Source organism: Bradyrhizobium sp. STM 3843 (assembly GCF_000239815.1).
Lineage (GTDB): Bacteria > Pseudomonadota > Alphaproteobacteria > Rhizobiales > Xanthobacteraceae > Bradyrhizobium.
Map to the genome: position 1 here is coordinate 1 of NZ_CAFK01000341.1, position 25259 is coordinate 25259.

Below are 25259 nucleotides of genomic sequence, written 5' to 3' on the forward strand. Positions count from 1 at the left end.
TCCACCCTCTCCCACAAGGGGAGAGGGGGCGGCGGCGGGCGTAGTGGGAGCGCGCGCCGTTGACGGCGCCTGCGCCAATAGCCGCAGCCACAGATATTGCGCGACGTTGGTGTCCTGGTACTCGTCGACCAGGATGAACTTGAAGCGGCTCTGATACTGCCGGAGCACATCCGGGTTCTCACGAAACAGCCGGATGTTCTCCAAGAGCAGATCGCCGAAATCGGCGGCGTTGAGGATCTTCAGCCGCTCCTGATAGCTCGCATAGAGCTTGCCGCCCTTGCCGTTGCCGAACACGGCGGCTTCGCCCGAGGGCACCTGCGACGGCATCAGCCCGCGGTTCTTCCAGCCGTCGATCAGGCCGGCCAGCATGCGCGCCGGCCAGCGCTTGTCGTCGATGTTCTCGGCCTGCAGCAGCTGCTTCAACAGCCGGATCTGGTCGTCGACGTCGAGCACGGTGAAATTGGATTTCAGCTGCACCAGCTCGGCATGGCTGCGCAGGATGCGGCCGGCGATCGAGTGGAAGGTGCCGAGCCACGGCATGCCTTCGACTGCCTGGCCCAGCATCTCGGCAAGGCGCGACTTCATCTCGCGCGCGGCCTTGTTGGTAAAGGTCACCGACAGGATCTCGCTCGGCCGCGCCCGCCCGGTGCTCAGGATATGCGCGATGCGCGTGGTGAGCACGCGCGTCTTGCCGGTGCCGGCGCCCGCCAGCACCAGCACCGGGCCATCCAGCGTCTCCACCGCCTCGCGCTGCTCCGGATTCAAGCCTGAGAGATAGCGCGCGCCGCCAGTCGCAGCCGCGCGGGCGCGCGCCGCGATACCGCCGGCGAGCGGCTGGTGGTCGGGTGCGGGAAATGGGCTCAGTCTGTTCGGCTCGGTCATCAGCGAATCAATCTCATCTCCACGATTGCATCGTGAAGCCTCAAAGGGGAGCCTCATAGCAGGGATTGATGGCCATATGGGGCCGACCCGGCGGGTTTTACAGACCTAAATGCGGGCGCCTGCAAGGGGCCAGGCCTATGACGGCCGATTTTGTTCCGTCTCTCCGCGAATTTTTAGCCGTTTTCCACCCAGGAACCAATGTTCCCGAGGCGGATTGTTCTGGCAACGGCGCAAGCGCTCATCGCTGCAGGCCGCTATCGAGAGACAGATTCGCAAGACAGAGGTCGTGTCATGTTAGGTTGGGTTGTCACCTTCCTGGTGATCGCATTGATCGCTGGCATCCTCGGCTTCGGCGGCGTCGCGGGCGCCTCGATCGAGATCGCCAAGATCATCTTCTTCATTGCCGTCGTGCTGTTCCTGGTGTCCGCCGTGGTCGGCGTGGCCCGCGGACGCAGGCGAGTGTAGTACGACCTCATCCCCTGACAATGAGGTCGGGTGAAGGGCGCGGCGCCTCGGCCGGGGCGTCGCGCCCTTTGCTTTGCTCTGATGGCCCGGCCTCGCCGGTCCGATTGCGAAGATCGACGGCGCCTCGCGCGCGTCAGGCCGGCGTCGCGAGTGACAGTTCGATCTTCGTCACCGCGGGATCCAGCGCCACCGAGGCGAGCCGCGAATCATTGGACAGCGCCGTCAGCATCAGCTTCTGGTCCTGCACGCGGAAGATCCGGCACAGCGTGGTGGCATCGGAGGAATCGCGCAGCATCACCGAGAGCGGCGCGACGCCATGCGCGTCGGCAATCTTCTCCGCCGCCAGCGCCATGCGCGTGGCTGCGGCAGCGAGCCGCTCCGGATGATGGGCGGCGGAATTGGCCGCCAGCGGCAAGCCTTCCTCGTTGGTCAGCAGCACCGTCTCGAAGCGGCCGACCTCGGCGATCTTGTCGAGCAGCGGCACCAGCTCGCGCCGCTCTCCGGCCTCGCTCGCGAGCTGCGCCAGGTCGAGCGAGATGCGCTCGCGTTCGACCAGCGGAGCGAGCACGTCCTGGATCGTGGTTCGGAGGCTTGCTTCCTGCTCCGTCACCTTCTGTCGGCTCTGCTCGCGCAGCTGGTCGAGGCTCGCCGCCTGCAGTTGCGCCCGCCGGCGCAACAGGTCGCGCGCCATGGCGCCCCTGCGGGCGCCGAACAGATATCCGGCGCTCAGGAGCAGAATGGCGGCCCCGAGGCCGCTCACGATGGCAAAGATCGTCATGGCTTTTTCGCTGCTTCTATTCGGCCGCAATCCTCCACGCCGGCGATGCGCAGCACGGCGCTGCGTTCGCCTGCGACGCTCCTGGCGTCGGCCGGCGTCTCGCCGGCTCCGGCGGCGCGAACCGAGATCTGCTTTGCGGGAACTCCGCCGCGCTTGAGCTCGCTCGCCACGGCCTTGGCGCGCGCATAGCTGAGCAGCAGATTGTAATCCTCGGTCCCGGTGGTGTCGGAATGGCCGTCGATCAGCACGGTCGCATCGCCATGCCGGGGCAGCCAGCGATGCAGCACCTCCATCGATCGCCTGACATCGCTCGGGTTCGGCCGGGCACTGTTGTGATCGAAGGCGATCGTCAGCGGCTGGAAACATTCCGTCGGTGTCGGCTTGGGGGCAGGCGGCTCGACCGGACCTTGGGTTGTCTTTGCCTCAGGCGAGGCCGCTGGCGGCTTGGGGGGCTCGATCGCGACCGCTGACATGGCGAGCGCAGGTGTGGGACGGATGTCCGCCGGTTGTGGCGGCTGCGGGCGCTCGGAAGGTTGACTGTCCTGGCGCGGCACCGCCGCAGGCTGCGATTCAGCCGGTCGATCGACACGCGGGCGCGGCGGCTGGGCCGTCATGGTCGCGACCGCGGCGGCTCGGATCGGCCCGCTTGCGCTTTGCAGCCAGAGCTCTGCGGATGCCACCGCGATCATCGTGCCGGCGATCGCAAAGGCCGTGGCGAGCCACGCCGGGGCGTCCTCGCCAGCCACCGCGCAGGGATTGATCCCGCCGGCGTGCCGGCGGGGGAACGGCACACGCTGGGTCAGCCCGTCAGGCGACGGCGATGTCGCTCGGGAAGGAGGGGCCAGCATCGCTAGCCAACGGGAATCTTGAATGTCGGCGTGATCAGGTCGACGCCGCATTCCAGACGCGCGCACCAGTCAATGAACTGCCGGCACATGGCCGGATCCGGAAACAATGCGCCGTGTTGCGGGGCGATGATCTCGATGTCGAGCTGCCGGACCATATCGGCCCAGGCCTTCATCACGCGATTGGCGGCCATGTAGCGGCGGTGGAACCCTTCCATGTAGTGCAGATGCGCCTTGAAATCGCGCACCACCATGTAGTCGATGCCGATCGATGCGCCGAGGTCGCCGCTGTAGAGAATCTTGGAGATTGGATCGTAGAGCTGGAAATTGCCTTCGCTGTGCAGGAAGTGGGCCGGCAGCGCATAGAGCTTCGCGCCGGCGAGGTCGAACACCATGCCCTCGTCCGGTATAGGCTTCAGCCGGTCGGCGACGATATGGTCGAAGCCGAAATGCGGGACGAAGCGCGTCCAGAGCGAGGAGATGTAGGCGTCGGCATCGGTGGTCATCAGCCAGCCGTTGATGGCTGCGACGATGTCCGGGTCCTGGTGCGAGAGGAACAGATATTTCAGCCGGCCACCCGACAGCTCGCTGAAGGTTTCGGCGAGCACCTTGGCGTAGACCTTGTGACCACCGGGATCCAGGATCATCCCGACCCGGTCGTGGATGATCAGATGCTGATTGGCCTGAACGGCCAACCCGCCCGCACTGAAGTCCTCGAGCAGAATGTTCTTGTGAACGCCATCGTCGTAGAGGACGGTATTGGCCATGAAGACGGACTCCGGCGCGGCGCAGATCGACGCCGGCTCTGGTGATGGGGACGGGCTTACAGCACCTTCTGCAGCGAGCGGACCGCCTCGCGCATGTCGAAGAAGGTGAGCCCCAGCTTGCTGTTCTCGTTGGTCAGCGCCAGCAGCAGCGCGCCACGGCCTGCGCTGACGAGAATGGCATAGCCGGACTCGCCGCGGATGATCACCTCCTGCAGATGGCTGCGGCCGAGCTCCGTCGCGGCGCGGCCGCCGAGGCTCAACAGCGTCGCGGTCATGCCGGCCACCCGGGTCTCCTCCATGTCGGCTGCGAGCACGCTGGCGATCATCAGTCCGTCTTCCGAGATCAGCGCGCAAGCCTCGACGCCGAAGGAGTCGCTTTGCAGCTTGCGCAGAACCCGGTTGATTTCATCAAGCCGTGACATCGGCTTCTCCTCGACGATGCGGGGGGAAAACATGGATTGAAACTGAGATTTTTGCATATCGTCGTGCTCAATGGCTGGTGTGGAATGATCTGGCGCGATGGCGATCGGGGTCGGCGAGATGAGCGTGCCGTCGGAGTTCGATTCGACGCTGCCGGTCGAGGCGGCGCTCGCCTCGAGGCTCTCGACAGCATCATCGAGCGCGCGCTGCTCAGCCTTGATGCGCGCCCGCGAGACCGGAGGCGTCATTGAACTGAGTTGGGAGATCAGTGCATCGCGCGCCGATTGATAGAACTCGGCGCGGCGTTCGGGACTTGCGTCCGGCAGGCTCTCCATCGCCCGCGACAGCAGAATGAAATAGTCGGCCGTCGTCACACGACCGACAAGCGGATCGTCATGCGAGCTTTGCGACCTCTTCAAGAGGCTTGCGATGCGTCCCACCGCCACTCTCATCCTACTCAACGCAACAGACCTGATGTGCAGCCTAGCGTGCACCTCATCTCGGCCCGAATGATCTGAATCAAATCACAGGAAAATCACAATCGTCCTGCGAAGCGCGTCGCGGTATGAGTTCACCGATGTCAGCGCATCATCGCGCATGATTTGCAGATGCGACTCAAACTGATCAGATGATACCACTGGCGCGCAGGCAGTCGTCGCTAACCACCGATCGTGTCGATCGGCGATTGCGGCCGCCGTGTCGCGCTGTTCTCTCGCACGCCAACATTGTTGGTCGTCGAGACAAGGTACGATGCAACCAAGCAAACGATGGTGGGGAGGTCGCGTGGATTTCAAGGACTATGTGCAGCGCGACGCCGTCGCGCTCGCCGAATGCGTGGCCCGCGGCGAGACGACGGCGGTGGAGCTGCTGCAGATCGCATTGCGTCAAAGCGAGCGGGCGCAGCCAAAGACCAACGCGATCTGCCTGATGATGGAGAGCCAGGCGCGCGCGCAACTCGCAAAGCCGCTCAAGGGGCCGTTTACCGGCGTCCCCTTTCTGATCAAGGACGCCGCGCAGGATTATGCGGGCCTGCCGACGAGCTACGGCAGCAAGGCGCTGTCGGCCATCGTTGCGGCCGACCATGCCCACGTCGTCAAGCGCCATCTCGCGGCCGGGCTGGTGATCTTCGGCAAGACCAATCTGCCCGAGCTCGCGCTGAAGGGGGTGTCGGATTCGCAGACCTTTGGCCGCGCCTGCAATCCCTGGAATGTCGATCACACGCCCGGCGGCTCCAGCGGCGGCGCGGCGGCCGCAGTCGCCTCCGGCGTGGTGCCGATGGCGGCCGGCAATGACGGCGGTGGCTCGATCCGCATTCCCGCCGCCTGCTGTGGCCTGTTTGGGTTGAAGCCGTCGCGCGGACTGATTTCGTCCGGGCCGGCATTCGGCGAGTATTGGTATGGCGCCTCCAGCGAAGGCGTGATCTCGCGCAGCGTGCGCGACACCGCGGCAGCGCTCGATGTGATCGCCGGCGCCGAGCCCGGCGATCCCTTTCTCGCCGCGGAGCCTGGTGTCGTGTTCGCGCAGGCAATGATGCGGGAGCCGGGTCGCTTGCGCATCGGCTTCACTGCAGTCTCACCGATCGGCACCGAAGTTCATGCCGAGGCCAAGGCGGCGGTCGAGCATGCAGCGACGCTCCTGGGCAGCCTTGGCCACGAGGTCGAGCAAGCCTCGCCCGAGATCGATGGCGCCGAATTGGCGAAATCCTTCCTGCACATCTATTTCGGCCAGGTCGCCGCTCTTGTGTCGTATGGCCGCGAACGCGGCGCGAAGCGCGAGGACTTCGAACTGCTGACGCGGGTGCTGGCCACACTCGGCGGTGCGATCTCGGCCGGCGCATTGACCACGCAGCTGTTGAAGTGGAATGCGTTCGCCCGGGCTCTGGCGCGCTTTCATGCGCGTTATGATCTGCTGCTGACGCCGACGCTGGCGCATCCGCCGATCCGGCACGGCCAGGGCGATCCGAGCGCGGCGGAGCAGACGCTGCTCGATATGCTCGACCGCATCGGCCTGCTCGGCTTGCTTGGCCGCACGGGCCTGCTCGACGGAACCATCGACAACATCGCCCGCGACAGCCTGCAATATGTGCCGTTCACGCAATTGGCCAATCTCACCGGCACGCCGGCGATGAGCGTGCCGCTGCACTGGACGCAAGACGGCCTGCCGCTCGGCGTTCAATTCATTGCGAGGCTGGGCGACGAGACCAGACTGTTGCAGCTTGCCCATCAGCTCGAGCAGGCGCAGCCATGGTTCGAGAAGCTGCCGGCGTGGGTGACGTCGGCATGAGAGACGATGAGGGCGCGGTAGTGCCATGCGTCTCCGGACGATGCTTTGCATCGTCGAGAGAGCACGGGCCTCCAGTCTGCTCCTGAAAGGCGAAGGGCTCAGGCTTTCCTCACCACTTGGTGACCACGACCTCCAGATATTCCGACGGGACCACCATGGTGCCGTCTTCTGCGCGATTGTGCCTGGCGATCAACGCCAGCAGATCCCGATGCAGCGCGTCCTGCCTGAGCGTGTCGAGCGCGGCGAAGGCCTTGAGCATCGGCCCGTAGTAGGTCCTGAAGACGTCCAGGAAGTGTCCCGGCGTGCGATAGCGGAACACGAAATGCAGCGGCTCGCAGCGGATGCTGCTCGCCTCAGCTCCGAACATCTCCTCGATACGGGACGCCTTGCCCCACAGTGCAGGCGATTTGGCGCCCGCAGGTGGCGGCAGATAGCTGCCCAGCGTCTTGAACACCTGGCCGATGAAGCCGTCCGGAGTCCAGTTGGCCAGGCCAATCTTGCCGCCGCGCTTGCAGACCCGGGCGAGTTCGGCCGCCGCGCGGTCCTGGTCGGGCGTGAACATGACGCCGAAGGTCGAGAGCACGACGTCGAACACACCGTCCTCGAATGGCAGCGCTTCGGCATCCGCTTCCCTGAATTCGACCGGGAGGCCGTCCGCGGCGGCCCGCAGCCGGCCGCGTTCGAGCAGCGCCGGCACGTAGTCGGTGGAGACTACGCTGCACCAGCGCCGGGCTGCGGCCAGGGTGGCATTGCCGTTGCCTGCCGCGACGTCGAGCACCTTTTGCCCCGCGCGGAGATCGAGCGCCTCGCAGAGGGTCTCGCCGACGATCTGCAAGGTCGTGCCGACGATGGCGTAGTCGCCGGAGGACCAGGCGCTGTGCTGGCGCAGCTTCAATGCGCCGAGGTCGAGCTGATCCGCGCCGGCTGGTGTTACGGCTGAAATATTCATGATGACGCTCCTGTCGAAATGTTCCGAGCTCGCGCTTTGTCCTTGTACGCGGCTTCGATCTGCAGGCTTTTTCTCTGGATCCGTTCGCCGAGCAGATCCAGAATTCGGTCCTGAGCATGGCGCCAATGCGCGCCGAGGCCGTGTAACATTGTTGTTAGAACAGCCATAATTGGTCCTCGTCCGTTGAACATGGGCGGGAGCTAAGCGACAAAAGAATAGGAGCGCTATCCAGATCGCGACACGGCTATCCGGATCGCGAACTTTTTCGATGCAGCCGGCGACATATTGAGAGTGCATCGGAGATCGTTGCATGGTTCCATTAAGAGGCGACGAGCCGCTTTCGACTAGGCCGCTGCCGCGCGGTGTGCGCCGCGCATTGCAGGCCATGGGCGCCGATCTCGGCCGTCGATGGTGTCTTGCGGATCTCGCTGATATCGCCGGGGTCTCACCGCGGACGCTGCAGCGGCAGTTCATCGCCTGTTTGGGCAAGCCGCCGCAGGCTGTGTTGCGCGAGCTCGGGTTCGAGCGCGCCCGTGGCGAGCTGCTACACGGTGATCCCGACCTCAAGGTGATGGATGTCGCGTTGCGCTGTGGCTTCGCACATTACGGTCGCTTTGCCGTCGCGTATCGCCGCCGCTATGGTGAGACGCCGTCGCAGACGTTGAAGCGGCAAACCGTGCTTGCCGCGCAGCTCGCTGCCAGGCCGGCCGTTGTGATGCCGGCGCAGGATCGGCCCACTCTGGCCTTCACCCCCATCGAAGCAGGGGCCGAGCACGACGACCTCGCGACAAGTATTTCGGAGGACCTCACGGCCGCCCTGACGCGATCCGGGCTTGCGGTCGTCTCGCGCGCCGGTGCCGCCCGCTACCGCATGCATGCCGTGCTCCGCCACGACGCAGCCGATATGCGTCTCGTGCTTCGGCTAGTCGATCAGACCACCGGTCGTGTGCTATGGGCGCAGCGGATCGACGGCGTGCTGCAGCACGACGCCGAAGGCTATGAGCGAATGGCGATGCGTGTCGCGGCCGCCCTGCAGCCGCAACTGCGGCTGGCCGAGATCGAGCGCGCGGCGCGCACGCCAGAGGCCGAGCTGACGGCGCATGATCTCGCCTTGCGCGCGCTTCCCGGCGTGCTGTCGCTGGATGCCGAAGGCAATGCGCGCGGGCTCGACTTGTTGCACAGGGCGCTGGATGTGGAGACCGAGCATGGGCTTGCGACAGCGCTTGCGGCCTGGGGGCATGCCCAGCGCGTCATCTACCACTTTTCGTCGAATGCGGCGGCGGATCGGGCGCAAGGCCTTGCGCTCGCACGCCAGGTGGGCGCGCAATGGGCGGACCCGACCGTGCTGTGCGTGCTTGGCAGTGCGCTGACCTTGTTGCACGAAGTCGCCGACGCCGATCAGGTGATCCGCAGGGCGCTGGCGATCGATGGCGGCTCGGCATGGGCCTGGAGCCGCAGCGGCTGGCTCGACGTGTATCGGGGCGATTCAGCATCCGCGATCGAACGATTTTTGATCGCGCTCGACCTTGCGCCGCAGGATCAGCTCGCCTTCAACAGCATGGTCGGGATCGGTTGCGCGCATTTCGCGGCAGGACATTATGATGAAGCGGCGCGTTGGCACCGGCGCGGGTTGCTGGAACATCCCTCGGCACTGTGGGTGCATCGAACCATGTGTCCGGCCTATATGCTTGCAGGCCAGCGCACCGAGGCCGGACACAGCATGCAGGCGCTGCGCGCGCATTATCCGGAGCTGACGATCTCAGAGGTCGAGGGCGGCATGCCGCCGCTCCCGCATTCCTACCGCAGCCTGGTGGTGGAGGCGTTGTCGGAGGCCGGCCTGCCGGCGTGAGACCGACGTTATTTCACCGGCATGCTGATGCTTCGGCCGAGCCCGTAGGGGTGCTGCAATTGCGCGTGTTCGCGCACCATCTGTTGGATGTGCGCCTGGATGTCGTCGGGAAACGGCGCGACCTTGCGCTTGGTCATGTCGATATGGACGGACATGTTCTCCGAGGTCGCCGACAGCCAGCCGTCGGTGGCGTGGCGCAGTTCCTCGAAGGTATGCAGCCGCTTTTCATCGGCAGCGATCAGCCAGACCGAGATCTGCACCGGATCGCCCAAATGGATTTCCCGCAAATAGCGCACGTGGCATTCCGCGGTGAAGGTCGAGCCCTGCCGCTCCTTCATATAGGCGGGGCCGATGCCGAGCGCGGCCCAGAGCTGATCGATCGCGCGATCGAACATGACATTGTAATAGGCCATGTTGAGATGGCCGTTATAGTCGATCCATTGCGGCTCGATCTGCATCACCGAGGACAGGAACGGGCGTGGACCAGCTTCGGCGTTGGTAGGCATTCCAAGATCGCTCATTCGCTCTTCCGTTTGCTCCCTTGACCCTCTGGTGATCCTTTGCCACCGTCCGCCGCGAATTGGGAGGATTAAAGTGGCGACCACGATACCCCATCACGATCTGAAGCGGCCGGAGCCGCAGGCGCTCAAGAGCACGCTGGAGCAGCTTGCGGCGCGCTTCGGCAACCGGCTCATCACCTCGCAGGCCGTGCGCGAGCAGCACGGCCATACCACGACCTGGCTGCCGACGCAGCCGCCGGATGGCGTGGTGCTGGCGCAGGAGACCGCCGACATTCAGGACGTGGTGCGGATCTGCGCCAAGCATGGCGTGCCGATCATTCCGTTCGGAACCGGCACCTCGCTGGAGGGGCAGGTCAACGCGCCAGCCGGCGGCATCTGTATCGATCTGCGCGACATGAACAAGGTGCTGGAGGTGCATGCCGAGGATCTCGACTGCGTGATCCAGCCCGGCGTCACCCGCAAGGCGCTGAACGAATACTTGCGCGACCAGGGCCTGTTCTTCCCGATCGACCCCGGCGCCGACGCTTCGCTCGGCGGCATGGCCTCGACCCGCGCGTCCGGCACCAATGCGGTGCGCTACGGCACCATCCGCGAGAACGTGCTGGCGCTGAAGGTGGTTCGCGGCGACGGCGAGATCATCAAGACCGGCACCCGCGCCAAGAAGTCCGCCGCCGGCTACGATCTCACCCACCTTTTCATCGGCGCCGAGGGCACGCTCGGCATCATCGCTGAGCTGACGATCCGGCTGCGCGGCATCCCCGAGACCATCGCCGCAGCGGCGTGCTCGTTCGAGACCGTGCGCGGCGCCTGCCAGGCCACTATCCTCGCAATCCAGACCGGCATTCCGGTGGCGCGCATCGAACTCCTGAATGCCGCGCAGGTGCAAGCCTGCAACGCCTATTCGAAGCTGAGCCTGCCAGAGACGCCCCTGCTGCTGCTCGAATTCCACGGCAGCGAGGCCGAGGTCGCCGAGCAGTCCAGGAATTTCGCCGAGATCGCAGCGGAGTGCGGTGGCGGCGAATTCACCTGGACCACCAAGCCTGAGGATCGCACCAAGCTGTGGCAGGCGCGGCACGACGCCTATTGGTCGGTGAAGGCAATCCGTCCGGGCGCCGGCGTGGTCGCGACCGATGTCTGCGTGCCGATCTCGCGGCTGGCCGATTGCGTGACCGAGACCGAAGAGGATCTGAAACGGCTCAACCTGACCTCGCCGATCGTCGGCCATGTCGGCGACGGCAATTTCCACTGCTCCTTGATGTGCGATCTCGACGATGCCGAGGAGATGGCGCGCGGTGAGGAGTTCATGCACCGGCTGGTGGAGCGCGCCCAAGCCATGGGCGGCACCTGCACCGGCGAGCACGGCATCGGCCAGGGCAAGCAGAAATATCTCGAAGCCGAGCTGGGACCTGAGGCGCTCGACGCCATGCGCGCGGTGAAGAAGGCGCTCGATCCGCAGAACATCTTCAACCCAGGGAAGATCGTGCCGGCGGCGTGATGCGCGATTGTCGCAAGCTGCGGCGGCGGAAGCACAGGATTCAACTTGTTTTACTCCGTCATGCGCGGGCTTGTCCCGCGCATCCACGTCTTTCTTTCCGCAGTTGGAAAGACGTGGATGGCCGGGACAAGCCCGGCCATGACGAAGAGGAGGCACCCTGGCAGCCCCGCAAACCCCATGTGCGATAGCGCTGCCGCAAGCGGAGAGACTAGGAGCGGGATTGCCGCAGCACGCGATTGCTCACTTGCTCCCCTGCAGCGCCTGCTTGTCCTTCAGCGCGGCCTTGCAGCCGTCCGAGAGCTGATCGAACTTCTCGACCATGCACTGCTTGATGCGGCCGCCGCCGGGCATGATGCCGGCGCACAGCGTGCGCACGTCGGCGCCGCAGGCCTGCCGCAACGTCGCGTCCTGAGCATTTGCGGTGGAGGCCACCATGCCGGCGGCGAGCGCGGCGATGACGAAGATAGACCGGCGCATTGGAAACCTCATGTGCATGTTTGTCAGTTGCATCGTGCTCACCAAGCGCAGACCCAGCGCCGCCCATAGGGTGTGACGCGCCAGAAGCAGGCGCCGGCGGGGTGGTAGTAGCCCGGCCCGACATAGGCATAGCCGGCCCCATAGTAGTAGTTCGGCCGGCAGCCGCCCCAGGGTCCACGATGCCAGCCGAGGCCGCAGCCGCCGGCGACGCGCACGATGTTGTCCTCGGTCGCGCTCGGCTGTGCGGGCAGCGTGAAGGCTTGCGCCGCCGATCCCGCCAAGGCGGCGGTTGCGGCAAGCGCAATCGAGAGAAGCAGCTTTCGCATCTTGAGCGATCCTTTCGGTTGAAGCGTCCGTCGCAGCGCACGGACGCGAGATGGCGAAAGGTCGCCTGCGAATTTTGCCGCGATGTGTCGCGGGCAGCCGGTGTTTGCAACGTTTTGTATCAGCCCGCAGCTGGCGCAAGCTTGCGCACCGCTTCATGGACGCTGTGGAAGACATGCTCGCGCGGCAGCACCTCATAGAGGCCGAACCGTTCGAACGCCTCCTGCGCACGCAAGGATTCCAGCCGTGCCACCGCGAAGCTGATGCCGCGCTCCCTGCAAATCTTGATGATATCGAGCAGTGCCTGTGCCGCGGTGAAGTCGATCTCGGGAATGCTGTTTGCTTCCAGCACCAACAGCCGCAGGCGGCTGTCTTGCAGCACCCCCTGGATATCGGCGCGAAACGTCGTCGCATTGAGGAAACTGAGCGGCGCCTGGAAGCCGACGACGGCCACGCCAGCCGAGCTTTCGCCCTTGATGCTGGGATGTGCCGGCCACCAGATCGTCGTGTCTGGCACGCGCTCGAAAGGAACCAGATGCGCGCGCGTCGTGCTCCAGATGCCGTGCAGCAGCGACAATGCGATGCCGAGCGCGACGCCCTGTTCGATCGGCAGCAGGATGATCGCGGCCGCAGTGGCGATGATCAGCAGGAACTCGCCCTTGGACTGACGGTAGATGCGCACGATCTGCGCAAGGCGGATGATGCGCAGCGCCACGAACAGGAGCACGCCGGCCAGCGCCGCCTCCGGCACGTGCTTGAGCAGGCCTGCGCCGAACGAGATCAGGGCGAGCACCAGAGCCGCCGCGACGAGGCTCGACAGTTGCGATTGTCCGCCGGTCTCGGCGACGATGCCGGTGCGCGGCGGGCTGGCATTGACCGGGAACGCGCCGATGATGCCGGCGAGCAGGCTGCCGGCACCGGCGCCGACGAAATCGCGATCGATGTCGGCGGGCTGGTCGGGATTGGACGGAAAGCCGCGCGAGGTCGCGGCCGACTGCATCATCACGATGATCGCGATCAGAAAGGCCAACGGCACCAGCTTCACCCAGCGCTCGGGTGCGATGTCGGGAAGCTGCGGCGTCGGCAGCGTGCCGGACAGCGCGCCGACCACGGGCACGCCCTTGGTCTCCAGCCCGGCCGAGATTCCCAGCAGGGTAGCGGCCACAAGCGCGATCAGCGCGCCGGGAATCCGCGCGCTGATGGTCTCGGATAGCGCGACGATCGCGAGCACGCCGAAGCCGATCATGAGCGTGTACGGATTGGCCTCCGCGACATGCCGCGCCAGCGTGGCGATGCGCGCCACCGTCGGTCCGCCAGGCGAGGCGATACCGAGCACACCCGGCAATTGCGACACGATGATGTGGATCGCGATGCCGGCGAGAAACCCGATCGTCACCGGCACCGACAACAGATTGGCGATGCCGCCGAGCTTGAAAGTGCCGGCGCAGGCCAGCATCACGCCGACCAGCAAAGCGAGCGCCGCCGCCAGCGCCGAATAGTCCGGCGTGCCGCTGGTTGCGAGCAGGGCCAGTCCGCCGGCGAAGATCGGCGTGATGGTGGAATCCGCGCCGCATGACAAAAAGCGGTTGGCGCCGAACAGTGCGAAGCCAAGCGATCCCGCGATGAAGGCGAAGAAGCCGATTTCGGGCGCGAAGCCGCCGAGCTTGGCAGTCGCCATCTGCTCGGGGATCGCGATCGCCGTCAGGGTGAGGCCTGCCACGAGGTCGGCGGGCAGGGCGCTCAAACGCCAGCCCTGTAGCGAGCGCAGCAGCGGCCAGTGTCTGGTGTTGGCGTCCGATGCGGGTCGGATCATCGCGGCATCTCCTGTCGCGCCAGAGAAAGACGATTTATCCGATCAGGCAAGCCCGCGATCCCAGCCCGCGATCCCATGGCGGCTCCGGCGCGAAGGCGCCGGCGAGGAAATCGATGAAGGCGCGGACCTTCGCCGAAGGCGAGCGATCCGGCAGATACACGGCATGCACCGCCAGGACATCGGAGGTCGGCAGCTCCAGCCTGATCGGCACCAGTTCTCCGCTCCGGAGCGCGTCGGCGACGATGAAGGTCGGCTGATAGATGATGCCCTGGCCGGCGATGGCTGCCGCCAGCAGCGCGTCGCCATTATTGGCGCGCAGATTGCCGCTGACGGTGACCTCGACGCCAGCGTTGCCGCTGCCCATGCGCCAGCGTCCGGCGCCCGCCTGCGCCAGCGTGTAGCCGAGACAATTGTGCTCTGCGAGCTCGGCCGAGCTGCGCGGCGTGCCATGCGCGGCGAGATAGGCGGGAGCGGCACAGATCACCATGCGGCACGGCGCAAGCCGGCGCGCGATCAGGCTGGAATCGCGCAACGTCCCGATGCGGATGGCGAGATCCCAACCTTCTTCCGCCAGATCGACGAGACGATCGTTGAGGCCGAGATCGACGGTGACGCCCGGATGGAGGCGGGCGAATTCGGCCAGCCGCGGCGCGATCTGGCGGACGCCGAACACCAGCGGCACGTTGAGCCGCAACAGTCCGCGCGGCTCGACGCGGTCGGCCGCGACCGCGGCCTCGGCCGCCTCGAAATCACCGAGCACCCGCTCGGCGAGCTCAAGATACCGCCGGCCGTCGTCGGTGATGGCAAGACGCCGCGTGGTGCGGTGGAACAGCTTGGTGCCGAGCCGGCTCTCCAGCGCGGCCAGATGCTTGGTCACCATGGTCTGCGATATCCCGAGCGTCCGCGCGGCGGCCGAAAGGCTGCCGGTGCCGGCGATCTTGGACATCACCTCGAGCCCGGTCAGGCGGTCGAGCATCGCTCATCTCACTCTGGGAGTGTGAAGTATCTTTCCTGCGTACCAGATTATCGTCCTCCGGGAAATGATCCATATGGGGCGGTAAACCCCAAACGGAGGCTGAAATGATCGATTCCCGCACCGCGCCCTATGCCGCGCTTCTGCTTCGCCTGACCCTGGGCGGCCTGTTCCTGGCTCATGCCAGCCTGAAGCTGTTCGTCTTCACGCCGGCCGGCACGGCCAAATTCTTCGGCAGCATCGGCCTGCCGGAGGAGCTCGCTTATATCGTGATGACCGCCGAGATCCTGGCCGGCATTGCGCTCATCCTCGGTCTCTACACCCGCTGGGCGGCGCTCGCCGCAGTGCCGATCCTGCTCGGCGCCATCTTTACCGTGCATGGCGCGGCCGGCTTCTTCTTCAACAACCCGAAGGGCGGCTGGGAATATCCGGCGTTCTGGGCCGTTGCCTTGATCGTGCAGGCGCTGCTCGGCGACGGGGCCTTTGCGTTGCGCGCGCCGCGTGCGAACGTGGCCGATGGCGCGCTGCGCAGCGCGCATTGACCTCTTGAGCGGAGGATTGAACATGACACTGCCGAGCCTGTTCGTGTCGCACGGATCGCCGATGCTGCCGCTGACGGATACGCCGGCGCGGCAGTTCCTGATCGATCTCGGCCGCGGTCTGCCGCGGCCCAAGGCGATCCTGGTGGTCTCGGCGCATTGGGAGACGGCCGAGCCCGAGGTCAATGCCGTCGCCGTCAACGACACCATCTACGATTTCTACGGCTTTTCGCGCCCGCTCTATGAGCTGCGCTATCCCGCGCCCGGCGCGCCCGCGCTTGCGCAAGAGATTGCGCAGCGGCTGGAGGCTGCGGGCCTGCCGACGACGATCGATCGGGCCCGCGGGCTCGATCACGGCGCCTGGATCCCGCTGCTCCTGATGTATCCGGACGCCGACATCCCGGTGCTGCAGCTCTCGATCCAGACCGAGCGCGGGCCCAAGCATCATCTCGCGCTCGGCCGCGCGCTGGCGCCGTTGCGCGATGAGCGCGTGCTGATCATCGGCAGCGGCAGCTTCACCCACAATCTCGCCGAGTTCCGGGTGCGGCGGCCCGAACTGAACGCGCCGGCGTTGCCCTGGGTCGATGCGTTCGCCGACTGGGTGCACGAGGCGGCGATCGCGGGCCGCGTCGATGACCTGCTCGACTATCGCAACCGTGCACCGTTTGCGGTCAAGAACCATCCGACCGACGAGCACTTCCTGCCGCTGTTTGCCGCGCTCGGCGCCGCCGGCGAAGGCGCGCGCGTGGAACGGCTGCACAACAGCGCCAATTACGGCGTGCTGCGGATGGACGTCTACGCCTTCCACGCCGCGAGCGAGACCGCGGTCGCGGCGTGATCAGTGTTTCTCTATGGCTCTTGCCGGTCAGTCGGTGACGATGTCGCTCGCGTCATGGTGATCTCGGACTGAAATCCTGGTCACTCACCGCGGCCTGTTGCGGAACCTTGATGACGACAGCGCCGTGATTGAGTGCCTGGTGGCAGGAATTGCAGGCCGACGTCAGATCCGCATAGGACTTGTCGAATGCGGCCAGGTCTTTCGCCTTGACCGCTGCGGTGAGATCCGCAAACGGCTGCCCGGTGACGGCACTCACCATGTCGGGAAGCGAATTGGCCTCGACGGTAGGATGGGCGTGGCCGAGACGATTGAAGGCGCCCTTCAAATTGCCGAGTTCGTAGGCGCCAAACTCCCAATTTCCTTCATGAGCGGCGATCCATAGCCTGATGTGGCGCGGCTGGATGGTCGAGATCATGAGATCGCTGATGCTCGGAAGATAGGGCGCAGGCTCGACCGGGGCACCGGCCCGCAGCTCCAGCGCGGTCCCGAGATAAGCTGCCGCGGCGATGCTCGCCACGGCGGCGGCTGCGAGGACGCGAGAACTGATCGACCGTTTGCGCATGAGTGATGTCTCCCGAGGCGATTTGGACCGTATCGATCATTGCTGATCAGCTCCAATCGTAGTATTTTTAAGTCATAATAAGGAAATCTGATCATGAGTATCTCGCTCAAGCAGCTTCGTTATTTCGATGCGGTGGCGCGGCTGTCGCATTTCGGCAAGGCGGCCGAGCAATGCGCGGTGACGCAGCCGGCGCTCTCGATGCAGATCCAGGATCTGGAGCAGACGCTCGGCGTGCAGCTTCTGGAGCGCAGCCGCAAGGGCGTGATCCTGACCGAGGCCGGCCGCGAGATCGCAGCGCGCGCCGAGCGTGTGCTGGCCAATGTCCGCGACATCATCGATACGGCGCACCGCCAGCGCGGCACGCTCGCCGGTGCGCTGCATCTCGGCGTGATCCCGACGCTCGCGCCTTACGTGCTGCCATCGGCACTGCCGTTGATCCGCGGCCGCTTTCCAGATCTCGACCTGCATTTGCGCGAGACCCAGACCCAGGCGCTGGTCGAGCGGCTGCTCGAGGGCGGGCTCGATCTGTTGCTGCTGGCGCTGCCGGTCGATCACCCCGATATCGAGACCATCCGCCTGTTCAGCGACCGCTTCCTGCTGGCGCTGCCGAAATCGCGCGAGATCTCGACCAGCCGCGTGCGTGCGACGCCGGAACTCCTGCAGCAGGACCGGCTGCTGCTGCTGGAGGAAGGACATTGCCTGCGCGACCAGGCGCTGTCGTTCTGCAACCTGCGCCGGGTCGACAATATCGACACGTTCGGTGCGTCGAACCTCTCGACCATCGTGCAGATGGTGTCGAACGGGCTCGGCATGACCTTGTTGCCCGAACTTTCGGTCGATCTCGAATGCCGGCGCGGCGACATCAAGCTGATGCGCTTCTCCGATCCCGAGCCGAAGCGCGTGGTGGGGCTCGCCTTCCGCCGGACCTCGCCGCGCAAGGACGACTTCGCCGCACTCGGCAAGCTGATCGCGCAGGCCGCCACGCGGCAAATTCGCGAGATGGCCGCGGTGTGAGGAACCACCGCACTTGCACCATGGTGTGAGTGTCAACAGCCTTCGTCGCATCCGCGCCGTGACCAGGGCCGGCCTTGCCTGCGGCTGCGCTTTGATCATACAGTCCGGACATAAGCGGCTGCGCCACAAAAGCGCTGCGCAAAAGAACAAGTCCGGGGAAGCGCCATGGCATCAGCGTCAGTCAGCCGCCGCAGGTTCATCCAATCATCGGCGGCCGCCGCATCCTGGCTCGCGGCCAGCCCTGCGATCATCGGTCGTGCCGAGGCTGCGACCTTGAAACTGAAATGCTCGTCGTCGCTGCCGAACGATCCGAAATTTGCCAACGGCCGGGTCTATTACGACAATCTGGTGAAGAGCCTGAAGGCGAACGGTCTCGGTGATCAGGTCGACGTTGCCTTCTTTCCCGACAATCAGCTCGGCCAGGAGATCGACGTCATCAATTCGGTCAAGCTCGGCGTCATCGATCTCATGGTGTCGGGGTCGTCGATCTCGGCCAATCTGGTGCCGCTGGTCGGCACTTTCGATCTCGGTTACCTCTTCACCAGTTTCCCGCAACAGACCAAGGCCTTCGATGCCGGCGCGGCGAAGCCGATCGAGGCGGCGCTGCTCAAGGGCGGGAACATCCGCATCATCGCCTGGGCCTATAATTTCGGCTCGCGCAGCGTGCTGGCGAAGAAGAAGGTCGAGACCCCGGACGATCTCGCCGGGCTCAAGATCAGGACGTTGCCCAATCCGATCATCACCGAATGTCTGCGGCTGATGGGCGCTGCCGCGACGCCGCTCGCCTTCGGCGAGATCTATACCGCGCTGCAGGCCGGCGTGCTCGACGGGCTCGAGCACGATCCGCCGACCATTCTCGCCAGCAAGTTCTACGAGACCGCGAAGAACTACGCGCTGACCCAGCACATCTTCTCACCGCTCGCGATCTATTTCAGCGAGATGACCTTCAACCGCATGGATCCGAAACTGCGCGAGGGCTTCCTCGATGCCGCCAACAAGGCCGCGGCCGACACCCGCGCGCATGGGCTTGCAGTCGAGAAGGAGGCGCTCGCGGCCTTGGCCGAAAAGGGCGTGAGCGTGGTGGAATGCGATCGGGAGGCCTTCCGCAAGCGGGTGGCGCCGCAGACCGACAACTTCATCAAGGCGCGTCCCGAGGCGAAGCCCGTGATCGATTTGATCCGATCGACGCAGGCGTGAAGCTGCTGTGAGTCTGACTCAGATGGTTTCCACGGCCGCAACCGTCATCGCCCGCGAAGGCGGGCGATCCAGTATTCCAGAGACGTTCGCACTGATCGATAGGCTGCGGCGTACTGGATGCCCCGCCTGCGCGGGGCATGACGAGCGCGCGTGGTGTGACAGCTCTGACGCCAACCCTGATAGTCCCTCATGACCACGGTTGCCGCCGCCCCCACACGGCGTCATTGGTTGGTGGCGTCGCTCCTCATCCTCAGCGACGCGATCGCGGCGCTGTTGCTGGCCGCCGATCTTCTGGTGGTCTGCGGCTCGGTGCTCGCGCGCTTCCTGTTCAATGCGCCGGTCGAATGGTCCGACGACGTCGCGCGCGGGTTGATGGTCGGCTCGAGCTTCTTCGGCGCCGCGAGCGCGCTCGCCCGCTCCGAGAATCTCGGGGTCGCCTTCTTTGCCGACCTGCTGCCCTCGAAGATCCGGCCCGTGGTCGATGCGATCGGCGCGGTGCTGGTCGTGCTCGTTTCCGCCACCGTCGCCTTCAATGCGCTGAAGCTCGGCTCGCTCACCGCCGGCCAGACCACCGGCTCGGGGCTGCCGCTGGAGCTGACCTTTTATCCGATGGGCGTCGGCGCGCTGTTGATGACCATCTTCGCGCTCGACATTTTTCGCGCACGTCCAGTCCGCGCCATGGTCGCAGGCGTCGTTGCGACGGCGATCATTGTCGGGGTCTATCTCGCCTGGGATTACCTTGCACCAGACAGCGTGCCGTCGTCAGGCGTGCTGATGCTGATCGGCTTCTTCGTCACTTTGTTCGGCGGGCTGCCGATCGGCTTTGCGCTGGCGCTGGCCGCGCTGATCTTCATCTGGGTCGAGGGCACGCTGCCCGGCGTCATCTTCGCGCAGCAGATGGCGCGCGGCATCGACAATTTCGTGTTGCTGGCGATCCCGTTCTTCATCCTGGTCGGCTACCTGATGGAAGCCAACGGCATGTCGGTGCGGCTGATCGAGCTGCTGCAGCGCGGCGTCGGCCACATGCGCGGCGGCCTCAACGTCGTGATGGTGACGTCGATGGTGCTGTTCTCCGGCATCTCCGGCTCCAAGATGGCCGACGTCGCCGCGGTCGGCTCGGTGCTGATTCCGGCCGCGCGCCGCGCCAAGCAGAATCCGGGCGGCGCGGTCGCGCTGCTGGCGGCTTCCGCGGTCATGGCCGAGACCATTCCGCCTTGCATCAACCTGATCATCTTGGGCTTCGTCGCCAATCTCTCGATCGGCGGCCTGTTCGTCGCAGGCCTGTTGCCGGCCGGACTGATGGCGCTGGCTCTGATCACGGTCTCCATCCTGTTCGGCCGCCGACCGGAGCCTGTCGATCGGCCGCAAGGGCCGGCGGTTTCAGGCCTGTGGAGCGGCGCCATCGCCTCGCTCGGGCTGATCGTGTTGATCTTCGCCGGCTTCAAGACCGGCTTCGCCACCGCGACCGAGATCTCCGCTTTCGCCGCCCTCTACGCCATCGTGGTTGGCGCTGCGATGTTTCGCGAGCTCAGCCTCAAGGCGGCGACCGCGAGCTTCATCCATGCCGCGACGCGCTCGGGCCTGGTGCTGTTCATCGTCGCCGCGGCGCAGTCGCTGGCCTTCATCCTCACGCTGCAGCAGGTGCCGCATGCGGTCGGCGAGCTCATGCTATCGCTGTCGAAGACCAACGGCGTGTGGCTGTTCATGCTGCTGTCAATCGCGGTGCTGATCGTGATGGGCTCGGTGCTGGAAGGCGCCGCGGCGCTGATCATCTTCGGCCCGCTGCTGTTGCCCGTCGCGGTCAGGCTCGGCATCGATCCCCTTCATTTCGGCGTGGTGCTGGTGATCGCGATGGGGATCGGGCTCTTTGCACCGCCATTGGGCCTTGGGCTCTACGGCGCCTGCCTGATCGGCAAGGTGCCGATCGAACAAACGATCAAGCCGATCGCGGGCTATCTCGGCCTGCTGTTCCTGTGCCTTCTGGTCGTCGCGTTCGTGCCCTCGATCAGCACCGCGCTGCCGCGCGCACTCGGGTATTGAGGAATCGGAGGGCCTGAGTTGAGCTAATACAGGTGCATCATAGGAGGTCGCACCCTCCCCTTGAGGGGGAGGGTGGGACAGAACGCAATGCCGCATCGTTGGATGAAAGCTCATCGGGTTTGAAGGAAACAGCTCATGAAGGTGCTGCTGACCCACACGCCGGAATTCCGCCGGCAATATTACGGCGAGCGCAGCCTGCAGGGTCTGCAGGCTCTGGCCGAGGTGCGCTTGCATGATTCCGATGTGCCGCTGGACGCCGCGGCTCTGGTTTGCGCCGCCGAGGGCGTGGACATCATCGTCGCCGACCGTGTAACCGAGGGCAGGGGCGAGATCTTCCCGCGGCTGCCGAGCTTGCGCGCCTTCGTGCGCTGCGCGGTCGACATCCGCAACGTCGACGTCGCAGCAGCGTCAAGCGCCGGCGTACTGGTCACGCGGGCCTCGCCGGGCTTCGTGCCGGCGGTGGCCGAACTTGCGATCGGTTTCATGGTCGATCTGTCGCGCGGCGTCTCGCGTGCGACCGCGGACTATCATGCCGGGCGCAAGCCCGAGATCGTGATGGGCCGGCAGCTCGCCGGCAGCCGCATCGGTATCATCGGCTATGGCAGCATCGGCCGCTATCTCGCGCCCCTCGCGCAGGCGCTCGGCATGGAGGTGCTCGTCGCCGATCCCTACGTCACCATCGATGAGGCCGGCATCCAGCATGTCGCACTCGACGATCTGCTGGCCCGTGCCGACTACGTCATCTGTCTCGCCATCGCCAATGAGGAGACCGAGAATCTGATCGGGCAGGCGGCTTTGGCGCGGATGCAGCCGCATGCGTTCTTCATCAATCTCTCGCGCGGCAATCTCGTCGACGAGGCCGCGCTGGCTGCAGCGCTGCGCGAGCAGCGGATCGCGGGCGCCGCGATCGATGTCGGCCGCGCCCCGGACCAGATGCCCACGCCGGAGCTGGCGCGCCTGCCCAGCGTCATCGCCACACCTCATATCGGCGGGCTGACGCCGCAGGCGATCGAGCATCAGGCCGCCGAGACGGTGCGGCAGGTCGCGTCCATCATCAAAGGCGAAGCGCCAGTCGGTGCCGTCAATGCGGAGCATTGGACCAGGCGTCCGTGATGGCGCGATGTGTAGGATGGGTTGAGCGAAGCGAAACCCATCATGCATGCAACATGCTATGGTGCTTGCATGACCGACTATCGCCGCAACTTCATCCCCGGAGGAAGCTTCTTCTTCACCGTCAATCTGATGGATCGCAAACTTGCACTCTTAACGGCCCACCTTGAAATACTGCGGACCGCGTTCCGAGAAACGCGCGAGCGTCATCCTTTCACGATCGATGCAATCGTGATCTTGCCCGATCATCTCCATACGATCTGGACTCTTCCGGAGGGTGATGACGACTATGCGACCCGCTGGCGCCTGATCAAGTCCAGCTTCTCACGCAATATCCCCGGCGGCGAACGGATATCCGCCAGCCGGGTAGCCAAGGGCGAGCGTGGCATCTGGCAGCGGCGCTATTGGGAGCACACGATTCGCAACGAGACTGATTTTGCGCGGCATGTCGATTACATCCACATCAATCCAGTCAAGCATGGTTTGGTGACGCGTGTTCGCGATTGGATGCCTTCTTCGTTCCATCAGATGGTCAAGTCGGGTGCCTATCCGATGGATTGGGCTGGCGATCACTTGGATGACAGTGGGGAGTTTGGCGAGCGAGGTGAATGAAGCGATGGGTTTCGCTCGCGCTCAACCCATCCTACGAACTTCTGGTATGATGCTGCGCGGGTGCAGATGACGATGACGCAGCGCACGCAGTGAAAGCGCCTTGCTGCCGCAGCTTTGTCTGTTAATCTCGCCCATGCTTCGAGCGGCGCCGTGCAATGAGCATCGCCGGGGCGGGAGGGAATCGGCCGGAGTGCAGCGGGCAAGGCACCGCATGCCTCCTAAATGATTCTCACGAACAGATGTGTTGGCCAGTCGCATCGCGCGCCGTCCGCTCGACGACGTCTGACCTGCTCCGCTCAAGTGCGGTGCAGCGACGGAGCCGGGTGCGCGTGATGAGTTTGGCGTCGAAGGGGAGGGACATCGCATGGGTATCGCAGCAGCTGCGACTGCGGACGGCAAGAGCCAGTCGAAAAAGGCGGCGGCGAGCGGCTGGATCGGATCGGCGCTCGAGTATTATGACTTCTTCATCTACGCCACCGCAGCCTCGCTGGTCTTTCCGCAGATCTTCTTTCCGTCCACCAATCCGACCGCCGCGATCGTGGCGTCGCTCGCGACCTACGGCGTCGGCTATGTGGCGCGCCCGATCGGTGCTTTCGTGTTGGGACATTGGGGCGACACCCACGGTCGCAAGACCGTGCTTCTGGTCTGCCTGTTCCTGATGGGCATCTCGACCATGGCGGTCGGCCTCTTGCCCACCTATCAGCAGATCGGCGTCGCGGCGCCGATCCTGCTGGTTGTGCTCAGGCTGATTCAGGGCTTTGCCGTGGCCGGCGAGATTTCCGGCGCGAGCTCGATGGTGCTCGAACATGCGCCGTTCGGGCGCCGCGGCTTCTATGCAAGCTTCGCGCTGCAGGGCGTGCAGGCCGGGCAGATTCTCGCCGCCGCCGTGTTCCTGCCGATCGCGGCCTACATGTCGCAGGACGCCTTCATGAGCTGGGGCTGGCGCGTGCCCTTCCTGCTCAGCTTCTTCGTCGTCATCGCCGGCTATATCATTCGCCGCGAGGTCGAGGAGACGCCGGCCTTCAATGCGGAGGAGGAGCAGGGCAGGGTGCCCAAAGCGCCGATCGTGCAGGCCTTCCAGTCCAGCTGGCGCGACATGCTGCGCGTGGTCTGCATGGCGCTGATGAACGTCATTCCCGTGGTGGCAACCATCTTCGGCGCGGCCTATGCGGTCCAGCCGGCCTATGGGATCGGCTTCGAAAAGAACGTCTATCTCTGGATCCCCGTGCTGGGAAATATCGCCGCCGTGCTGGTGATCCCCTTTGTCGGCAGCCTCTCCGACCGGATCGGCCGACGGCCGCCGATCATCGTCGGCGCGCTCGGCTCCGGCCTGCTCGCCTTCGGCTATCTCTACGCCATCAGTACAAAGGACGTGCCGCTCGCGATTCTGCTCTCGATCCTGATGTGGGGCCTTGTCTATCAAGGATACAACGCGGTCTTCCCGAGCTTCTATCCCGAACTGTTTCCGACCCGCTCGCGGGTCTCGGCGATGGCGATCTCGCAGAACACGGGCACGACGATCACCGCGCTGCTGCCGGCGCTGTTCGCAGCGGTCGCGCCGCCGGGTTCCGCGCACATCCCGTTCACGATCGGCGCGATCACCTTTGCGATCACGATCGTCGCGGCGGTCGCTGCGGCGTCCGCGCGCGAGACCTATCGACTCCCGGTGCGCGATCTCGGTGATCCCGCCGCGGTGCCGATGGCCAAGCCGGATTACGATCGGCAGCGCGTGAGCTCGATCGGAGGCGCGGCCACGGCCTGATGGCGCGATGACCTGGTGCCATACCGAGCAGGCGGCTGTGACGCGTTTTGCCCGTCGTGCCAACGCGTCGCAGCCGATTTCGCTTGCCGTGTCGGGCAAATCACAACGATCATTCGCGGGTCCTGTGCTCGCCAAGAGGGGCGCTTCGCGATCGTCACGAACGTTGAGTGCGGGATGCGGTGGACGTGTCAGTTTGCAGCGCGCTGTTTCGCGGGCGGACGAACAAACTGATATGGACGTGAAGTCGTGTGGTCCTGGCCTCCCGGAGCTGAGGTCGTGCGACGACGCTTACGCGTCGCGCAGGGGGCAAGAAAGCCGGTCCCCAGGGAGATCACGTATAAGCGTTAAAACCATCGCGCAGGGAATGCCGGATGATCCGGCTGGACCTGTGGTAACTGCCGCCTGCTTTTTTTCTGCAGGCGGGCCATGGGCGAGGCCGTCGCCCGGCATTCCCTGCGCTCTCTTTGTTGAAGAGGGCAACCGAATAGCAAAGCTCGGACGCTAATCGCGCCGCGAGAAGGTGATGGCGCGTTTATTTGACATTGGGCCGCAAGTCAGTCGGCGTTCCGGCCGTCATCGCCCGCCACCGGGTCTCGCCTCCGGCGAGCCCGATGACAGGCTCCGGCGGGCGATCCAGTACGCCGTGCTTTCTCAATGAAACGGCTAAACCGGGCGATGACGGCCGTTCATAACGATGCGCTCGGAGACGCATAGAGAAAGTGCATTGCAAACCATCCATGACCG

General features: G+C 65.2%; 24 protein-coding genes. 12 read left to right on the forward strand and 12 right to left on the reverse strand.

The features are described 5' to 3' along the window. A partial coding sequence (locus BRAS3843_RS37290) for a UvrD-helicase domain-containing protein (protein ID WP_035984103.1) occupies positions 1-882 on the reverse strand: 882 nt, incomplete at its 3' end. A gap of 291 nt (positions 883-1173) precedes the next feature. Between BRAS3843_RS37290 and BRAS3843_RS40175 the strand changes: the two genes are divergently transcribed. Further along, entirely contained in the window at positions 1174-1347 is a 174-nt protein-coding gene (locus BRAS3843_RS40175) for a DUF1328 domain-containing protein (protein ID WP_008974473.1), read from the forward strand. 133 nt (positions 1348-1480) lie between these two features. Here BRAS3843_RS40175 and BRAS3843_RS37300 read toward each other — a convergent pair whose 3' ends face one another. Genes BRAS3843_RS37300 through BRAS3843_RS37315 form a run of 4 tightly spaced genes read right to left on the reverse strand, consistent with a single transcriptional unit; the run spans position 1481 to position 4597 of the window. Next, positions 1481-2125, reverse strand: a complete 645-nt coding sequence (locus BRAS3843_RS37300; protein ID WP_035984105.1) for a hypothetical protein — start codon at positions 2123-2125, stop codon at positions 1481-1483. Further along, positions 2122-2916, reverse strand: a complete 795-nt coding sequence (locus tag BRAS3843_RS37305; protein ID WP_050886601.1) for an OmpA family protein — start codon at positions 2914-2916, stop codon at positions 2122-2124. The genes BRAS3843_RS37300 and BRAS3843_RS37305 overlap by 4 nt, the downstream gene beginning before the upstream one ends. Positions 2917-2975: 59 nt before the next feature. After that, the gene (locus tag BRAS3843_RS37310) at positions 2976-3737 is read right to left on the reverse strand and encodes an MBL fold metallo-hydrolase (RefSeq protein WP_008974476.1); all 762 of its coding nucleotides are present in this window, start codon (positions 3735-3737) and stop codon (positions 2976-2978) included. Between the two features lie 56 nt (positions 3738-3793). Beyond that, positions 3794-4597 carry a roadblock/LC7 domain-containing protein gene (locus BRAS3843_RS37315; RefSeq protein ID WP_008974477.1) on the reverse strand — a complete coding sequence of 268 codons (804 nt, stop codon included), beginning with the start codon at positions 4595-4597 and terminating at the stop codon, positions 3794-3796. A gap of 343 nt (positions 4598-4940) precedes the next feature. On the opposite strand from BRAS3843_RS37315, the gene BRAS3843_RS37320 reads away from it, so the two are divergent. After that, complete coding sequence (locus tag BRAS3843_RS37320) at positions 4941-6440, forward strand: amidase (RefSeq protein WP_008974478.1); 1500 nt, start codon at positions 4941-4943, stop codon at positions 6438-6440. A gap of 109 nt (positions 6441-6549) precedes the next feature. On the opposite strand, the gene BRAS3843_RS37325 is transcribed toward BRAS3843_RS37320, so the two are convergent. Beyond that, positions 6550-7389 (reverse strand): class I SAM-dependent methyltransferase, encoded by an 840-nt coding sequence (locus BRAS3843_RS37325; RefSeq protein WP_008974479.1) that lies wholly within the window; start codon positions 7387-7389, stop codon positions 6550-6552. Between the two features lie 310 nt (positions 7390-7699). Here BRAS3843_RS37325 and BRAS3843_RS37330 point away from each other — a divergent pair, with 310 nt between their 5' ends. Beyond that, positions 7700-9238: a helix-turn-helix domain-containing protein gene (locus BRAS3843_RS37330; protein WP_008974480.1), complete on the forward strand. Its 1539-nt coding sequence runs from the start codon at positions 7700-7702 to the stop codon at positions 9236-9238. Positions 9239-9246: 8 nt separating this feature from the next. Here the strand turns inward: BRAS3843_RS37330 and BRAS3843_RS37335 are convergent, their stop codons facing one another. Further along, the gene (locus tag BRAS3843_RS37335; RefSeq protein ID WP_244425565.1) at positions 9247-9759 is read right to left on the reverse strand and encodes a thioesterase family protein; all 513 of its coding nucleotides are present in this window, start codon (positions 9757-9759) and stop codon (positions 9247-9249) included. 73 nt (positions 9760-9832) lie between these two features. Between BRAS3843_RS37335 and BRAS3843_RS37340 the strand changes: the two genes are divergently transcribed. Then, positions 9833-11254, forward strand: coding sequence for an FAD-linked oxidase C-terminal domain-containing protein (locus BRAS3843_RS37340; protein WP_008974482.1), 1422 nt, complete (start codon positions 9833-9835; stop codon positions 11252-11254). Positions 11255-11494: 240 nt separating this feature from the next. Here BRAS3843_RS37340 and BRAS3843_RS37345 read toward each other — a convergent pair whose 3' ends face one another. From BRAS3843_RS37345 to BRAS3843_RS37360, 4 genes are all read right to left on the reverse strand, one after another. Beyond that, complete coding sequence (locus BRAS3843_RS37345; protein WP_008974483.1) at positions 11495-11731, reverse strand: hypothetical protein; 237 nt, start codon at positions 11729-11731, stop codon at positions 11495-11497. Between the two features lie 38 nt (positions 11732-11769). Then, on the reverse strand, positions 11770-12057 hold the full coding sequence (locus BRAS3843_RS37350) for a hypothetical protein (protein WP_008974484.1): 288 nt from the start codon (positions 12055-12057) through the stop codon (positions 11770-11772). A 119-nt stretch (positions 12058-12176) separates the two neighbouring features. Further along, positions 12177-13868: a SulP family inorganic anion transporter gene (locus BRAS3843_RS37355; RefSeq protein WP_008974485.1), complete on the reverse strand. Its 1692-nt coding sequence runs from the start codon at positions 13866-13868 to the stop codon at positions 12177-12179. A gap of 34 nt (positions 13869-13902) precedes the next feature. Continuing rightward, positions 13903-14844 carry a LysR family transcriptional regulator gene (locus tag BRAS3843_RS37360; RefSeq protein WP_008974486.1) on the reverse strand — a complete coding sequence of 314 codons (942 nt, stop codon included), beginning with the start codon at positions 14842-14844 and terminating at the stop codon, positions 13903-13905. Positions 14845-14948: 104 nt separating this feature from the next. Between BRAS3843_RS37360 and BRAS3843_RS37365 the strand changes: the two genes are divergently transcribed. Next, on the forward strand, positions 14949-15383 hold the full coding sequence (locus BRAS3843_RS37365) for a DoxX family protein (RefSeq protein WP_008974487.1): 435 nt from the start codon (positions 14949-14951) through the stop codon (positions 15381-15383). A 22-nt stretch (positions 15384-15405) separates the two neighbouring features. Then, positions 15406-16218, forward strand: coding sequence for a class III extradiol ring-cleavage dioxygenase (locus BRAS3843_RS37370; RefSeq protein ID WP_008974488.1), 813 nt, complete (start codon positions 15406-15408; stop codon positions 16216-16218). Between the two features lie 52 nt (positions 16219-16270). Here the strand turns inward: BRAS3843_RS37370 and BRAS3843_RS37375 are convergent, their stop codons facing one another. Beyond that, the gene (locus tag BRAS3843_RS37375; RefSeq protein WP_008974489.1) at positions 16271-16780 is read right to left on the reverse strand and encodes a cytochrome family protein; all 510 of its coding nucleotides are present in this window, start codon (positions 16778-16780) and stop codon (positions 16271-16273) included. A gap of 93 nt (positions 16781-16873) precedes the next feature. Between BRAS3843_RS37375 and BRAS3843_RS37380 the strand changes: the two genes are divergently transcribed. The 6 genes from BRAS3843_RS37380 (at position 16874) to BRAS3843_RS37405 (ending at position 24515) form a co-directional block, all read left to right on the forward strand. Beyond that, positions 16874-17794: a LysR substrate-binding domain-containing protein gene (locus BRAS3843_RS37380; RefSeq protein ID WP_008974490.1), complete on the forward strand. Its 921-nt coding sequence runs from the start codon at positions 16874-16876 to the stop codon at positions 17792-17794. 165 nt (positions 17795-17959) lie between these two features. Continuing rightward, positions 17960-18991 carry a TRAP transporter substrate-binding protein gene (locus BRAS3843_RS37385; protein ID WP_008974491.1) on the forward strand — a complete coding sequence of 344 codons (1032 nt, stop codon included), beginning with the start codon at positions 17960-17962 and terminating at the stop codon, positions 18989-18991. Between the two features lie 189 nt (positions 18992-19180). Beyond that, on the forward strand, positions 19181-21031 hold the full coding sequence (locus tag BRAS3843_RS37390) for a TRAP transporter large permease subunit (protein ID WP_008974492.1): 1851 nt from the start codon (positions 19181-19183) through the stop codon (positions 21029-21031). 135 nt (positions 21032-21166) lie between these two features. Beyond that, positions 21167-22144 (forward strand): NAD(P)-dependent oxidoreductase, encoded by a 978-nt coding sequence (locus tag BRAS3843_RS37395; RefSeq protein WP_008974493.1) that lies wholly within the window; start codon positions 21167-21169, stop codon positions 22142-22144. A gap of 69 nt (positions 22145-22213) precedes the next feature. Then, a complete protein-coding gene (locus BRAS3843_RS37400) occupies positions 22214-22753 on the forward strand; it encodes a transposase (RefSeq protein WP_008974494.1) in 540 nt (179 codons plus the stop codon). Between the two features lie 364 nt (positions 22754-23117). Further along, positions 23118-24515: an MFS transporter gene (locus tag BRAS3843_RS37405; protein WP_008974495.1), complete on the forward strand. Its 1398-nt coding sequence runs from the start codon at positions 23118-23120 to the stop codon at positions 24513-24515. Positions 24516-25259 lie beyond the last annotated feature (744 nt).